At 49.8% G+C, this 14,369-nt stretch carries 19 protein-coding genes, 2 tRNA genes and 1 rRNA gene; 16 read left to right on the forward strand and 6 right to left on the reverse strand.

Translation table 11 applies throughout. The features are described 5' to 3' along the window. The 5 genes from rrf to KNO90_RS13195 form a co-directional block, all read left to right on the forward strand. Nucleotides 1–87: ribosomal RNA gene (rrf, locus tag KNO90_RS13175) — 5S ribosomal RNA — on the forward strand; the annotation flags it as partial. 139 nt (nt 88–226) lie between these two features. Beyond that, nucleotides 227–460 carry a helix-turn-helix transcriptional regulator gene (locus KNO90_RS13180; protein WP_031424468.1) on the forward strand — a complete coding sequence of 78 codons (234 nt, stop codon included), beginning with the start codon at nt 227–229 and terminating at the stop codon, nt 458–460. Beyond that, nucleotides 457–750, forward strand: a complete 294-nt coding sequence (locus KNO90_RS13185) for a hypothetical protein (protein ID WP_251125503.1) — start codon at nt 457–459, stop codon at nt 748–750. The genes KNO90_RS13180 and KNO90_RS13185 overlap by 4 nt, the downstream gene beginning before the upstream one ends. Before the next feature lie 168 nt (nt 751–918). Then, nucleotides 919–1,857 carry a coiled-coil domain-containing protein gene (locus tag KNO90_RS13190; protein ID WP_215113785.1) on the forward strand — a complete coding sequence of 313 codons (939 nt, stop codon included), beginning with the start codon at nt 919–921 and terminating at the stop codon, nt 1,855–1,857. Nucleotides 1,858–2,020: 163 nt separating this feature from the next. Continuing rightward, entirely contained in the window at nt 2,021–2,662 is a 642-nt protein-coding gene (locus tag KNO90_RS13195; protein WP_215113786.1) for a uridine kinase family protein, read from the forward strand. Here the strand turns inward: KNO90_RS13195 and KNO90_RS13200 are convergent. Beyond that, nucleotides 2,647–3,429, reverse strand: coding sequence for a sporulation protein (locus KNO90_RS13200; protein WP_215113787.1), 783 nt, complete (start codon nt 3,427–3,429; stop codon nt 2,647–2,649). The genes KNO90_RS13195 and KNO90_RS13200 overlap by 16 nt on opposite strands. 139 nt (nt 3,430–3,568) lie before the next feature. Between KNO90_RS13200 and KNO90_RS13205 the strand changes: the two genes are divergently transcribed. From KNO90_RS13205 to KNO90_RS13235, 7 genes are all read left to right on the forward strand, one after another. Beyond that, nucleotides 3,569–3,645: transfer RNA gene (locus KNO90_RS13205), tRNA-Met, on the forward strand. A 25-nt stretch (nt 3,646–3,670) separates the two neighbouring features. Further along, nucleotides 3,671–3,747 (forward strand) — tRNA-Met (locus tag KNO90_RS13210). Nucleotides 3,748–3,849: 102 nt separating this feature from the next. Next, complete coding sequence (gene tsaE, locus KNO90_RS13215; RefSeq protein WP_015880566.1) at nt 3,850–4,299, forward strand: tRNA (adenosine(37)-N6)-threonylcarbamoyltransferase complex ATPase subunit type 1 TsaE; 450 nt, start codon at nt 3,850–3,852, stop codon at nt 4,297–4,299. Further along, on the forward strand, nt 4,296–4,952 hold the full coding sequence (gene tsaB / locus KNO90_RS13220) for a tRNA (adenosine(37)-N6)-threonylcarbamoyltransferase complex dimerization subunit type 1 TsaB (protein WP_215113788.1): 657 nt from the start codon (nt 4,296–4,298) through the stop codon (nt 4,950–4,952). The genes tsaE and tsaB overlap by 4 nt, the downstream gene beginning before the upstream one ends. Then, entirely contained in the window at nt 4,945–5,406 is a 462-nt protein-coding gene (gene rimI, locus KNO90_RS13225) for a ribosomal protein S18-alanine N-acetyltransferase (protein ID WP_211781851.1), read from the forward strand. The genes tsaB and rimI overlap by 8 nt, the downstream gene beginning before the upstream one ends. After that, nucleotides 5,403–6,425, forward strand: a complete 1,023-nt coding sequence (tsaD, locus tag KNO90_RS13230) for a tRNA (adenosine(37)-N6)-threonylcarbamoyltransferase complex transferase subunit TsaD (RefSeq protein WP_215113789.1) — start codon at nt 5,403–5,405, stop codon at nt 6,423–6,425. The genes rimI and tsaD overlap by 4 nt, the downstream gene beginning before the upstream one ends. Nucleotides 6,426–6,439: 14 nt before the next feature. Next, a complete protein-coding gene (locus KNO90_RS13235) occupies nt 6,440–7,006 on the forward strand; it encodes a hypothetical protein (protein WP_214743002.1) in 567 nt (188 codons plus the stop codon). A gap of 42 nt (nt 7,007–7,048) precedes the next feature. Here KNO90_RS13235 and KNO90_RS13240 read toward each other — a convergent pair whose 3' ends face one another. Further along, complete coding sequence (locus tag KNO90_RS13240; protein ID WP_215113790.1) at nt 7,049–8,032, reverse strand: zinc-binding dehydrogenase; 984 nt, start codon at nt 8,030–8,032, stop codon at nt 7,049–7,051. Between the two features lie 113 nt (nt 8,033–8,145). On the opposite strand from KNO90_RS13240, the gene KNO90_RS13245 reads away from it, so the two are divergent. Continuing rightward, complete coding sequence (locus KNO90_RS13245; protein ID WP_214743000.1) at nt 8,146–9,009, forward strand: LysR family transcriptional regulator; 864 nt, start codon at nt 8,146–8,148, stop codon at nt 9,007–9,009. 32 nt (nt 9,010–9,041) lie between these two features. On the opposite strand, the gene KNO90_RS13250 is transcribed toward KNO90_RS13245, so the two are convergent. The 4 genes from KNO90_RS13250 to KNO90_RS13265 form a co-directional block, all read right to left on the reverse strand. Continuing rightward, nucleotides 9,042–9,326 carry a putative quinol monooxygenase gene (locus KNO90_RS13250; RefSeq protein ID WP_251127480.1) on the reverse strand — a complete coding sequence of 95 codons (285 nt, stop codon included), beginning with the start codon at nt 9,324–9,326 and terminating at the stop codon, nt 9,042–9,044. A gap of 84 nt (nt 9,327–9,410) precedes the next feature. Continuing rightward, complete coding sequence (locus KNO90_RS13255; protein WP_215113791.1) at nt 9,411–10,073, reverse strand: type 1 glutamine amidotransferase domain-containing protein; 663 nt, start codon at nt 10,071–10,073, stop codon at nt 9,411–9,413. A gap of 154 nt (nt 10,074–10,227) precedes the next feature. Beyond that, nucleotides 10,228–10,635: a hypothetical protein gene (locus tag KNO90_RS13260; protein ID WP_214742998.1), complete on the reverse strand. Its 408-nt coding sequence runs from the start codon at nt 10,633–10,635 to the stop codon at nt 10,228–10,230. Beyond that, nucleotides 10,632–12,533, reverse strand: a complete 1,902-nt coding sequence (locus tag KNO90_RS13265) for an ABC-F family ATP-binding cassette domain-containing protein (protein WP_215113792.1) — start codon at nt 12,531–12,533, stop codon at nt 10,632–10,634. The genes KNO90_RS13260 and KNO90_RS13265 overlap by 4 nt, the downstream gene beginning before the upstream one ends. 150 nt (nt 12,534–12,683) lie before the next feature. Between KNO90_RS13265 and KNO90_RS13270 the strand changes: the two genes are divergently transcribed. Genes KNO90_RS13270 through tatC form a run of 3 tightly spaced genes read left to right on the forward strand, consistent with a single transcriptional unit; the run spans nt 12,684 to nt 14,350 of the window. Next, a complete protein-coding gene (locus KNO90_RS13270) occupies nt 12,684–13,340 on the forward strand; it encodes a redox-sensing transcriptional repressor Rex (RefSeq protein ID WP_026824455.1) in 657 nt (218 codons plus the stop codon). Further along, nucleotides 13,340–13,558 carry a twin-arginine translocase TatA/TatE family subunit gene (tatA, locus tag KNO90_RS13275; RefSeq protein ID WP_015880580.1) on the forward strand — a complete coding sequence of 73 codons (219 nt, stop codon included), beginning with the start codon at nt 13,340–13,342 and terminating at the stop codon, nt 13,556–13,558. Before KNO90_RS13270 ends, tatA begins: the two co-directional genes overlap by 1 nt. Before the next feature lie 3 nt (nt 13,559–13,561). After that, the gene (gene tatC / locus KNO90_RS13280; RefSeq protein WP_215113793.1) at nt 13,562–14,350 is read left to right on the forward strand and encodes a twin-arginine translocase subunit TatC; all 789 of its coding nucleotides are present in this window, start codon (nt 13,562–13,564) and stop codon (nt 14,348–14,350) included. The last annotated feature ends 19 nt before the right edge of the window (nt 14,351–14,369 follow it).

Below are 14,369 nucleotides of genomic sequence, written 5' to 3' on the forward strand. Positions count from 1 at the left end.
GTTCCCATGCCGAACACGGAAGTTAAGCGTCTCAGCGCCGAAAGTAGTTGGGGGATCTCCCCCTGTGAGGATAGGACGTTGCCAGGCAACAACGCAGAGGACGACCGAGCATAGCGCTCGGTCGTTTTTTTGTATGTTTAAGTGTAATATTTATTTGACTAAATGACAAAAAAATATTACATTCAAATGAGAGAGAACGCTTTTTTAAGAAAGAAGGCATCTAAAAATGGTCAAAAAAACGAGCGGACAACTTTATAACCGATTAAGTGTGCTACGAGCAGAGCGGAAATGGTCACAGCAACAAGTCGCAGATTTTTTAGGGGTAAGTCGACAAACGATTGTATCGCTTGAACATAATCGATACAGTCCCTCGCTAAAATTGGCATTTGAGATTGCCATTTTATTTGATACAACAGTGCATGACGTATTTCAATATGAAAAGAAGGAGCAACCTTTATGATGTTATGGATCAACATTCTTATCTTTCCAATTTTTCTTGTCATGCTCATCATTACATTGAGGTTTTTGTTTGGAAAGGAAGGCAAGGACGAACGTGGAAAAGAAATTGCAACTACTTCTTATATGGTAGCTGCTCCGATTTTCCCCATAGGATGGTTACTTATCGAATGGTATCATCGGTGGTTACATGTCTTGTCGTTTGATGTGTATCGTGATGTGATTTCACTTCTGATTGGTTTGACGTTTATCGTTCAAGGAGTGACCATCACCGTATTAAAATATCGAATTTGATTTGGCACTCATATCGAGTGCCTTTTTTATTGGATGAAACATTTAACGAATGAAGCACGTATAGCATTGTATAGAGACAACATGATCAAACGAATGACGAATCGAAGGCATGATGACAAATGGCGTTCCAATCAATACCTTCATCAGTACAAAGAGAGGGGAAATATAATGGTAAATCTTCAACAGACTCAATTAGACTTACAACAGCGTATCGCCGAGCGCGATCGACTTGTGCGTAAGCAAGAGATACTAAACAAACAGTTGAACGAGCATGAGGCGGTGCGGAAGACACTACTCAACACATTCACGAAAGAACAACGTGATGTGTATGACCTTGAAGAATTCTCGCTCGTCAACACATGGCGAAAGTTACGTGGAACGTTTGATGAACAACGGACGATTGAAATGGAAGAGGCTGCTCGCGCTGAGCTGAAATTACGGGAACACGAAGCGATGATTGACGAATTGACGCTCGAACATCGAGATTTACAAGAACAGCTCGAGAGATATAAAGGAATCGACGCTGAATGGGAGAACTTCTTACAATCAAAAGAATCCCATCTGGTGAAAGACCCAGCTATTCGCCGAGACTTACACCATCTCACGAATCAACAAGCCGAAACGAATGAACTTCTCATCGAATATCGGGAAGCTATCGTAGCCGGTAAAGCGGCACGGTGGACGATTGCAAAAACACTCAAACATCTAGATAGTGCGAAGGGGTGGTCGACGTATGATACGTTCTTCGGGGGTGGCTTGATTGCTACAGCCATGAAGCATGAGGCGCTAGATGCTTCCGAGCAAACGATGCACGAATTACAATCTGCGTTAGAGCGTTTCTCCCGTGAATTAGCGGACGTGCAAGGGATTGTTCAGGAGTTGCATGTCGATCGAGGTTCACTCATTCAGTTCGCAGATTACTTTTTGGATGATATTTTTTCAGAATGGACGATGCATGGACGAATCAATGATTCCTTAGATCAAGTGAACGGACTGGATCAGGAAATCAGTCAGCTGATTGCTCGTATGACGAGACAAGTGGAAACGTTAGAACAGAAGCTTGACGAGACTGAAGAAAAAAGAAGACAGCTCATCCTGACACGATGAGCTGTTTGTTCATTCCAATTGTTTCAGCCGTTTGACCTAAGTGAGAACTTTACTCGTGACGAAGAATGGCGTGCAGATGAGCCTGTGAGATGAGAAGATGGATAAGTGGACATGAGATGGTTACATTTCCTTTGTACATCAAGTGTACCGAAGGGGGAGAATCATGGAACAACTGATTGAGGATATTGTACAAAGTGTGAAATCGGATCAACGGACACTGATTGCCATCTCCGGACATGGGGCGGCCGGAAAATCGACGTTGGCAGAAAAATTACGGGAACGACTCGGCGATATCAACCTGCTTCACACAGATCCATACATCATCGATTCACAGTTGCGGAAACAAACGATCCTCACGTATCAACACGATGGAACGACCCATCAGTATAAGATGACGGCGTGTCATCCGGCCGCACATCATCTGCTGTCACTCGAGCGTGACATTCGTATGATTCGAGAGGGAATCGGCTTTTACACAATCGATGTATCATATTTAGAACGTACGTGGATTGACCCGAAAAAAATGATTACGATTATTGAAGGAATGAGTGTCGCATTCCTGGATCTTTCGTCTTTTGACCAATCGATATATCTTTATACGGATGGGGAGACGGAGTTCAAGCGACGTTCGCATCGTGATATTCAGGAACGAGGGATGGAGCTGGACTATTTACACGCCTCACATGTAGAGCGACGTATTCAATATGAATTGTTCATGCATCCGTATCGCCACCACTTTCAAACCATCGTCAACACGAGTAAGAAGGAAATTCAAATTGAAAAAACCGCTCACGAGGAGCGGTGACTGCGTAGCGTATCTTGAATGCCGAGACCGAGCTGTTCCTGTTCGCGCTCGAGTTGTTCCCAGGTGAGGGAACGATGACGTAATTCGACGTCGGTCGCCATCGATTCGAGCGTTCGCTGGGTCTCGATGTTGTCGAGCCAGTAGTAGAGGTCAATCCCGTCTTCATGCAAGCGCCAAAACGATTTGACGACCTCGAACTCATCGGCCCATTCCCCGACCGGCTTGAATCCATACTTTTCAACGAATGGATACGGACGTTCTTCCCCGAGCGGGTCGATCACGTTTCGGACGAACATCGGCTCAAGTCCGGCATGAGCGGTCGCATCGAGTAATCGTTTCAGTTCAGGCATCGGTTCGATTTCGATGTGTTCGATCACGTCAAACCAAACCCGTTTGATGTCCTTGTCCCATAACGTAGCCTCTATACTATATGGGGCACCGGCAGAAGAGGGTGCGTACATCGTCAACTCGAAGGAAAACGGAACGTCTTCTTTTGCACCGGGTTCTAGTACAAGCGATAGTGGGATTGGGACTTCTTGAATATCAGCTTCTCGATTGAACTCGTTTCCTTCCATGGTGATATCTTTAAATGTCGTCAAGAAGGTCAGGGTGAGTTCCTGTAAGCGAACGACATTCGTTGTCGGGTTGGAGACGTGCAACGTACCCGTCACGGTTTGCTTCGGAATGAGTGCTGCCGGGTTAAACGTGATCTCGGCTTCGATCTCCGAAAAGAACCATTTCTTGAATCGATTTCCCCATTTAGACATGGCGGTCGCGCCCCTTTTCTCTAATAATCTATGCTGTTATATCTGTTCCCGATTCCATTTTTGAAAAAACATTAAGAAAATGGTTGCTTTTTATAACTGTCTCGCTTAATATAGAGGATGTCGAAACAATTCAAACCATCGCGGGGTGGAGCAGTCTGGTAGCTCGTCGGGCTCATAACCCGAAGGTCGTCGGTTCAAATCCGGCCCCCGCAACCAATTTTTATTTAATTTCATATGTCGTCGCGGGGTGGAGCAGTCTGGTAGCTCGTCGGGCTCATAACCCGAAGGTCGTTGGTTCAAATCCAGCCCCCGCAACCAATTTTTAAATGAGATAGCGAAACGATAGCGTTTCGTGTTTTTTTTTGCTTAAAATGAAGTGTACAATGAGTACGTATGAGAAGTGAAAAAGGAGAACCATTCATGTATACATTGATTACGCATTCTGCGGCGGAGACGCAGGCAGTGGCAGAACGTTTGGCCACACTCGTCGAAGCAGGGACGGTCATCACGTTAAACGGTGACCTCGGTGCCGGCAAAACGACGTTCACACAAGGATTCGCAAAAGGACTTGGAGTCACGCGGAACGTCAACAGTCCGACCTTCACGATTATGAAACAATACAAAGGGCGATTGCCGCTCTATCATATGGATGTCTATCGTCTCGAGGATACGGGGGATGACATCGGTCTTGAGGAATATATCAACGGTGACGGTGTCGCCATCGTGGAGTGGTCGAACTTGATCGAGTCTTCTCTTCCAGAAGAACGCTTGGCCATCACGATTGAACGGGTCGGCGACGAAGAACGCAAACTGACACTCGCTCCGACGGGTGAGCGTTACGTTCAAATCGCCAAGGAGGTGCTCGCATGAAGCAATTGATGATTGATACCGCGACGACACGTTTGTCGGTCGCGTTAAGTGAGGCTGGAGAGATTCAAGCAGAAGCAACGGTCATGGTCTCAAAAAACCATGCGGTCACACTCATGCCGATGATTGAACAGCTCATGGCAGCGGTCAAGTGGACACCGAACATGCTCGAGCGCATCGTTGTCACGACAGGACCCGGGTCGTATACGGGAATTCGCATCGGAGTGACGACGGCGAAGACACTCGCTTATACGCTTAATCTTCCACTCATCGGCGTGTCCGCTCTTCAACTTATGGCAGCAGCCCCGAATACGGAATTGCCGGTCGTCTCATTGATTGACGCGCGCCGTGGCAATGCCTATATCGGGTATTATCAGCACAACAAAGCACTGACGCACGATCAGCACGCCTCGGTCGCAGATTGGTTGCGACTGAATAGTCAAGGTCGCTTCCTTGTCGTCGGAGACGTGGAACCGTTCCGTGACGTGTTAAGTGAATATGACTATATCGAGGCATCGGCTGCCCATCGATACGGGCGTGCGAGTGATTTGGTCGTCTTTAGCGATGAAACGAGCGATGTCCATGCGTTTGAGCCGGAGTATTTGCGACTCGCCGAGGCGGAAGCGAAATGGTTAGAGGGACAAAACAATGGCTGACGTGAAAATTCGTCGGATGACGTGGCTCGATGTCGAGGAAGTGACGAAAGTCGAAGAAGCGTCGTTCGCCATTCCGTGGACTAAAGAGGCGTTCATGAATGAGATGCTTCGAAATGAACAGGCCGTTTATTTTGTCGCGGTCCATGACAAACGGGTCGTCGGGTTTGTCGGCGTTTGGACAATCGTCGATGAAGGACATATCACAAACATTGCCGTCTTACCTGAGTTTCGTGGACAGGGCATCGGCAATCAATTGTTGGCGGAACTTGTCGCGTTCGCCAAGTCAAAAGGACTCGTCGGATTGACGTTAGAAGTCCGCGTGTCGAACGTCGGCGCGCAAAAACTGTATGAGCAGTTCGGTTTTATGCAAGCCGGTCGGAGAAGACGCTACTATCAGGATAATAATGAAGACGCCTATATTTATTGGGCGAAGTTAGGAAGTGAGTCAGAATGAACACATCACTGATTCTCTCGATCGAGTCGAGCTGTGACGAGACGTCTGTTGCGCTCGTCAAAGACGGGAAGACGTTATTGTCGAACGTCGTCTCTTCTCAAATCGAGAGTCATAAACGATTTGGTGGCGTTGTCCCTGAAGTGGCGTCTCGTCATCATGTGGAACGGATCACGTACGTGATTGACGATGCATTGAGTGAGGCAGGCGTGACGATGGAAGATGTCGATGCGGTCGCGGTCACACAAGGACCGGGTCTCGTCGGTGCCCTTCTCGTCGGGATCAGTGCGGCCAAAGCATTGGCGTTTGCCCATCAAAAACCACTCATCGGCGTCCACCATATTGCGGGTCATATTTACGCGAACGAACTCGTCGAAGAGATGCAGTTCCCACTCGTCTGTCTCGTTGTCTCTGGTGGACACACAGAGCTCGTCTATATGCCAGAACACGGTGTCTTCGAAGTCATCGGGGAGACACGTGACGATGCAGCGGGTGAGGCGTACGATAAGGTCGCACGCACGCTCAGTCTCCCATATCCGGGAGGTCCTGCGATTGACCGCTTGGCTGCAGTCGGGAAAGACACGTACAACTTTCCACGTGTTCGTCTCGAACCGGGTAGCTTTGACTTCAGTTTCAGTGGCTTGAAGTCATCGGTCATCAACGCCGTACACAATGCGGAACAACGAGGCGAGACGGTCATCCCTGAAAACTTGGCAGCGAGCTTCCAGGCGAGTGTCGTCGAAGTGCTCGTCGAGAAAGCGATTCGTGCCGTGAAGGAAAAAGGGGCGAAGCAATTGCTCGTCGCAGGTGGTGTCGCGGCGAACCGTGGCCTCCGCGCAGCGCTTCAAGAAGCGGCTTCAGCTGAAGGGATTCAACTCGTCATCCCACCGCTTGACCTATGTGGGGACAACGCGGGCATGATCGGGGTGGCGGCTCATCACGCGTATGTGCGCGGGAAGCGCGATACACTAGCGATGAATGCGGTTCCTGGGTTATCCTTAGAAGAGAGCATGACAGTCTAGGGGGAAATAGAGACATGACGAAACGCATCATCATTGGAGGACTCATCGTACTACTCGTCGTTGCGACATTCTTACAAGTACGTGAGATCATCCGCGCTTACAATATCGCCTATCAAGAAGAAATTGTGCCAGAAGAGACACGAGTGAAGTCATTGACTGGAGAAGACACATTGGAGGGCATCGGTCGCGTGACCGGAGAGAATACCTTAATCGAGTCACTATACGGCTACACAAGCGTCGTCGATCAAGAGCCAGAGCGTGTGATCGTCGTCGATCGTAATCTCGGGGTACAGACAAAAGCGAGCGATGCTTATTATGAAATCGAGCGGGGTCGCGAGGCAACGGAAGAAGAAGCGGCGAAGTTTGATGATTTGATTGAAGAGCTCGACGATCAGCAACTGTTCGCACAAGTCATCTCGACACATGAAGCACGCTATGTGACGAATGGCGAAAAGCCGATGACGTTCTATAAGGTGTTCACACGTGACGTCGATACGAACGAGGCTGTCTTCTTCATCGCTGAGGACGGGACGAAGCTCGACTTCCACACGATTGGATTCCAACCGTTACGATATTTCTAATATAAAGAGAGGCCAGCGTATTCAAAACGCTGACCTCTTTTTTCATGCCTTCAAATTGGCAACAATCTTCCCGACGACGTGTCGGTCTGAGAGTTCGACCAACTTCTTCGGGATGTCCGTGAATGGGATCGTCTCTTGAATCATCGGTTGAATCTCGCCCGCTGCAAGCAGTTCGAGCATGTGCGTGCCGATGCGGACGATGTTCGCCTCGCTCACGCGGTCCTGTTGATGATGAATCGCATTGAGGGCGACCTCATGGTAGGAAATGACACGTGTGAACGGTTTAATGACACTCATGTCAGGGGCTCCGGCGATATGGGCGATGTGTCCGTTATAGGCGATGACTTCGAGGGAAGCGGTCGCCGTCTCACGACCGACGGGATCGATGACGGCATTGACACCGTGACCGCTCGTCAGTTCCATCACTCGTTGTTGCCAGTCTTCCGTATTGTAATCGATTGCTTCGTCGGCTCCGAGCTGTTTGACCCAGTCATGGTTGCGCGCTGAAGCGGTCGTGATGACGCGTTTCCCGAGATACTTCGCCAGTTGAATGGCAAAGCCGCCAACACCACCGGCACCCGCGTGAATGAGGATCGTGTCGATCGCATTCATCGGAAGTTTTTCAAAGATGGCTTGGTACGCCGTAAATCCAGCTGTCGGTAAGGCGACCGCATCAGCGAACGAGACGGATTCTGGAATCGGGACGACCATGTGCGCCTTGGCACGAGTGAACTCGGCAAAGCCACCCCATTCATTCCAGTTGCTGTGGTAAAGGACGCGGTCACCGACTTGTACATTCGTCACGTCATCCGCGACAGCGGCGATTGTACCCGCGACATCGAGCCCGAGGACGTGAGGGTATGACCATTCGGGTTTGCCGTTGGTCGCCGTTTTATAGTCAACCGGGTTCAGTCCTGCATATTCTCCCTCAATCAATACCTCGCCGGAACGAAGCGTCGGTGTATCGACCTCCTCGATTCGCATCGTCTGCCATGTGTTCGGTTCGTGTAGTAATAAAGCTTTCATCAACTATCCACTCCTTATAAATTTATTTATCGATATATCCTTTAAACGTTATTTGTCTTATGATTTACTGCCTTTTATACTGAAGATAACGAATACAAAAGGAGTTTACACAGATGATTGATTTTGAATGGTATCGCAGTTTTATCCACGTGTACCAACAACGTTCCGTGTCGGCAGCGGCGCGTGTCCGCTTTTTGACCCAACCGGCTGTCAGCCAGCATATCGCCGCACTCGAAGCGGAACTCGAGACGTCCCTCTTCACACGAGCGCCACGTCAGATGATTCCGACGGATGCGGGGAAGGAACTATACACGCAAGTGGTCGGCTTGATCGACCGTCTCGAGGAATTATCGCTTGAGATGAAATACGTCTCAGGGGAACAACCGCGTCCTGTCCTCAAGTTCGGTGGACCGACCGAGTTCGTCACACATGAGATTATACCCGCTTTGCCGCTTGATGCTGCACAGTACATCGCAGATTTCGGGATGACAGCAGATTTGATCAAACGCTTGGCGGACGGGGAGCTCGACTTTGTCATCGCGACGAAGCGGATGGAGGAGCCAGGAATTCAATATGTCCCGATTGCCGACGAATCGTTTTTGTTAGTGGCACCGAACGATTGGGAAATACCAACCGACGAGTTAAAAGACTGGATGGACCGTCAGCCGTGGATCAGTTATGGATTGGAGCTTCCCATCATCCGTCGTTACTACCAGACACAGTTCGGGGAACGCCCAGACATCCGTCCGGAAATGATCCTACCGAACGTCGACGCCATCCTTGCGGCAATCGAATCGAAGTGTGGCATTAGCATTTTGCCGAATTATTTGATTCGGCATGCACTCGAGCGAGGAACGGTTCAAGTCGTGGCGCCTGAGCGTTTTGCGACGAACGTCATTTACCTCGCGCACCGGACAGAGTCGAAGCATGACCCTGTCATCAATCAAGTCATCCGAGCGCTCCAAGATGCAAAATGAAGTAGGACCCACGTGGGCCCTACTTTTTTCAATTAAGTAAGCTCTTCTAAAAATTGAACGTCGCGACTAGCGAGAAGCGGCTCTGCTTCTTGGCGATACGTTTGATAGTGGGGTGAGGCGATATGCGCATCGAGTGCCGCCTTGTCGACCCACTTTTCGTAAAAGACGAACGTGTCGGGGTTGTCTTCGACACGATGTAACGTATAGAAGACGCAACCTGCTTCGGCGCGTGATGGGGTGACGACTTGACGTAAGTGTGTCTCAAGTTCTGCCCCAAGACCAGCCTTCGCTTGAATCTGAGCTAAGATGGTGATCATCTTTATTCCTCCTCATCTATAAAACCCGCCTGTTTGGACAGGCGGGTCATTCTCTTCTATCGACTGGCAACGAGAAAGAATCGATTAGTTTAATGTGTTGATGACGGCTTTTGCGACAGCAACGGTTGATTGTGGGTTTTGGCCTGTCACCAAGTTTCCATCGACTTGAACGTTTTCTGTGAAGTTGTCTGCGAGCACGATGTTCGCACCGAGTTCACGAAGACGCGTTTCAAGTAGGAACGGCATGTAGATATCAAGACCTGTCGCACGTTCTTCTTCATCCGTGAACGTCGCAATCGTTTTACCGTTCACGAGTGGTGTGCCGTCAGACAATGTCGCACCGACAAGACCAGCTGGACCGTGGCAGACGGCAGCAACTGTTTTACCTGCTTCAAATAGTGAACGGATCGCAACATTCAACGTTTCGCTTTGTGGAAGGTCGAACATCGTTCCGTGACCACCTGGCATGAAGATGGCATCGAATTGATCGAAGTTGGTGATCGTCTTCAAATCGATTGTGTCTTCAAGAAGGGGAACCGTCGCTTGAATGTCAGCTGGTACTTCTCCTTCTAAACTGCGTGCGTCGATTGGAGATTGACCACCGTTCGGGCTAGCGACCGTGATGTCATATCCTTGTTGTTTGAACTCGAGGTATGCCTCACCGAACTCGGATAACCAAATTCCAGTCGCATGACCTTCCTTCATTTCTTTTGCGTTCGTCACGACCATTAATACATGTTTACTCATCTGTCATTCCTCCTAAGAAATAATCCGGGGTTTCGGTACGTGACTAGAATAACGCGCACTCTAACGAAAAACAAATTAAGAAAAAGTACCTTATCTATAAATATATTTATACATAAATGAAAAAGTCGTCCCCTTCGAAAAGAGGACGGTCTGTTCACGCTTTTGGTTGTCGATAATTCTCTCGATGCCACGTATTGATGCGGCTCACGATAAACACAAGAAGGGCGAGGATCCACATGAAGAGCGTCTCTTCATAGAAGTGGGCCCATACCGATCCAGGCGCATAGAACGTATGAACGGTCACATCGACCGGCCAGACGACGATCCGGATGAAGAGCGTGCTCATGAGTAGTCCGCTGAAGAGACTGAGCAAGATTCCAGGCCACGTCTGGATGATAAAACCGATGACGACAGGTAGGAAGAAAAAGAGAATAGACGGGACGATTGTCGGCTCCCCGCGGATGAGTTCAGACACGAACTCGGTCCCGGTCGGCACGATATAAGCGAGTCCCGTGAGGAACGCTTGAATGAACTCGATTCGCATGGCACGGGTACGCATCATGTATGGAGTTCCTCCCATTCCGCATAAAGCGCGGTGATCGATTCTTTCGCTGCATCCGATTCAGTCGATAATTCTTGGGCGCGGGCGAAGTCGTTGAAGACGTCCGGCTCACAAAGCAACTGTTCAATCTCGTCTAGACGATTCTCATGTTGCTCGATTGCCAGTTCAATCTCTTCGATGCGCTGTTTGATGCGGCGCTCTTCCCGTTGCTGTTCTTTATCGGCGCGCTGTTTTTTCACGACGACCTGCTTCGTCTCTTCACGGGCGAGTCGCGCGAGTTCCTCGAATTCTTCTTTCTTCTCGACATAGTACGAGTAGTCGCCGAGATACTCGTCGATGCCGTTCGGCGTGATCTCTAGCACACGCGTCGCGAGACGGTCGATGAAGTAGCGGTCGTGCGAGACGAAGAGAATCGTGCCCGGATAGTCGAGAAGGGCATTCTCTAAAATCATCTTCGAGTCGAGGTCCAAGTGGTTCGTCGGCTCGTCCAGGATGAGGAGGTTCGGTTGCTCAAGCTTCAGCTTGGCCAACGTGAGGCGTGCCCGTTCGCCACCGGATAGTTCATGGACACGTTTCATGACGTCATCGCCGCTGAAGAGGAACTGTCCGAGAAGACTCCGAACTTCTTGCTCGCGCATGAGCGGCCAGTCGTTCCAAATCTCATCGATGACACGGTTCGCGTCAGACAAGTTCTGTTGCTCCTGGTCATAGTAGCCGATTTCGACGCCGGTCCCGTAACGGATCTCACCCGTGAGGGCGGCTTGTTGTTTCGTCAACACTTTGAGAAGGGTCGACTTTCCGACCCCGTTCGGACCAACGAGCGCGACGGATTCCCCTCGCTGTAGCTGGAAACGGAGATTTTGGGCGATCGGTTCTTCATACCCGATGGCGAGGTCACTCGCGCTCAACACATCGTTCCCACTCTGTCGTTTGATGGAGAAGGAGAGGACGGCGCTGCGTTCGTCGCCATCCGGAGCATCGAGACGATCGACTTTCTCGAGACGTTTCCGCACGCTTTGCGCCCGTTTCGTCGTCGTCGCCCGAGCGATGTTTCGCTGAATGAAGTCTTGCATCTTGGCAATTTCTTCTTGTTGCGATTCGAACTGTTTCTTCTCTTGTTCGTAGAGAGCGGCCTTCTGTTCGAGATACTTCGTATAGTTCCCGACGAAGCGACGACTCCGGTGACGTGACAGCTCATAGACGACCGAGACGACGCGGTCGAGGAAATAGCGGTCGTGGGAGACGATGAGGACGGCACCTTTATAGCCGCTCAAATACTTCTCAAGCCAGGCAAGCGTCTCGATGTCCAAATGGTTCGTCGGCTCGTCCAAGATAAGCAGGTCAGGACTTTGAAGGAGCATCTTCGCCAAGGCGAGACGTGTCCGTTGTCCACCAGAGAGCGTATCGATGCGACGTTCGAAGTCGTCCGGATAGAATCGCATCCCGTGAAGGACCGAGCGGATCGTCGCTTCATATTGGTAACCACCGCGCTCTTTGAATGTGTGCTGCTCTTCATCATAAGAGGAGAGAAGACGTTCGTATGCAGCGGCGTCATTTAGGATTCGTTCGGAGCCCATGTCAGCTTCCATGCGACGGAGCGTCTTCTCTTGCTCAATCAAGTCTGTGAAGACGGTGAGCATCTCGTTCCAAATCGTCTCGTCAGATTCTAACCCTGAGTCTTGGGCGAGATAGCCAATCGTGACGTCTTTTGGCTTCATGATGTCCCCGGAGTCATAGTTGTATTCACCAGCGATGACCTTTAAAAGCGTCGACTTACCGGCCCCGTTACGACCGACGAGCGCGACACGTTCGCCTTCCTGGATTTCGAGTTTTACGTTTTCTAAAATCGGCTCGACGCCGAAGGATTTGGATAAGTTATTGACTTGCAGTAGGATCAAGTGAAAAAACCCCTTTCTCTCTATTTAGTATACTGTATTTTTCAGCGATTTTAGGTATATTCGTTGAGTGGTCATGTGAATTCGTTTACAATCAAGGTGTATGAAATTCAGATTCGTTTGTAACGTGTCGTAAAAAGGAGGCTCTTTCCGTTGAGTCAAAACGAACCAAAGATTCCACAAGCGACAGCCAAACGGTTGCCACTATACTATCGATTTATTCAAAGCCTGCACGCGTCAGGGAAACAACGTGTCTCTTCAGCAGAACTGAGTGAGGCGGTCAAGGTCGATTCGGCTACGATTCGCCGTGATTTCTCGTACTTCGGTGCGCTCGGTAAAAAGGGATATGGCTATAACGTGCAGTATCTGTTAGACTTTTTCCGAAAGACACTGAATCAGGACGAGATTACGAATGTCGCCTTGGTCGGGGTCGGTCACCTTGGGACGGCATTCGTCAACTATAACTTCCTTAAAAACAATAACACACATATCGTCGTCGGGTTCGACGCAGACGAGACAAAAGTCGGCACGACGATGTCAGGCGTCCCAATTCATCACGTCGATGAGATGGAACAGATCATGAAGCAAAACAAGATTGACGTCGCCATTTTGACGGTACCTTCTGCCTATGCGCAACCCGTCGCAGATGACTTGGTGCGCTTCGGTATCAAAGGCATCTTGAACTTCACACCGGCACGACTCACTGTACCGGACACGGTTCGCGTCCATCACATCGATTTGTCGATTGAGCTGCAGTCACTCATTTACTTTATGCAACACTATCCAACCGCTGAGGGGGTCCATCAATAATGGAATTACTAGCATCATCACTCGTCGTCGGGATTCCGGGTGGGGCGAGTCTATTCATCATCGCCATCATCGCGCTCATCATCTTCGGACCGAAGAAATTGCCGGAGTTTGGTCGCGCGGCCGGACAGACGCTTCGTGAGTTCAAAAATGCAACGAACGGCATGATGAATGAGCACGAAGAGAACGACAAGAAAGCTATCGAAAAGAAAGAGCAGTAAGCCATGAATCATCAACCTGATCAAGAGCGGGAACTTACCGATCACTTGACAGAGCTGCGGAGACGACTGATGCTATCTGCATTTGTCGTCTTTGCCTTCTTTTTGGTAGCTTTGCCGAGTGTAAAATATGTACTCGCTTATTTGCAAGAAGATCTCGTCGAACGCGGGCTCGAACTGAACGCCTTTGGGGTCGCAGACCCACTCATGATTTACTTGAACTTGGCGCTCATTATCGGTCTGATTGCGGCGAGCCCATTCCTACTGTATCAAGTGTGGGCGTTTGTCGCACCCGGTCTGCATCCGAATGAACGGAAAGGCACGCTCGCCTATATCCCGATCATCTTCGGACTGTTCTTGATCGGCCTTGCGTTCGCCTACTACTGGTTGTTCCCGCTCGTCCTCGATATCTCGACGGACCTCGGGCAAGACCTCGGACTCGAACAAATCATCGGGGCGAACAATTACTTCACGTTCTTATTGCAACTGACGATCCCGTTCGGTCTATTGTTCCAATTGCCGGTCGTGACGATGTTCCTCACTCGAATCGGTGTCGTGACACCGTACTTCTTATCGAAGATTCGTAAGTATGCGTACTTCGCGCTATTCGTAGTCGCGGCATTCATCACACCGCCGGATTTGACGTCGCACCTCATGGTGTCACTGCCCCTCTTCTTCCTATATGAAATCAGTTTATCGATTTCACGCGTCGCCTACAAAGGGGTGCTGCGTCGGGAAAAAGAGGCGATGGTGCAAGAACAGATGGATTTAATGAAACAGATGAATGAGAAATAAAACAGGCACTTAGTCCCCG

Origin of the sequence: Exiguobacterium sp. s63, from assembly GCF_018617335.1 — a bacterium.
In the GTDB taxonomy this organism is placed as follows: Bacteria; Bacillota; Bacilli; order Exiguobacteriales; family Exiguobacteriaceae; genus Exiguobacterium.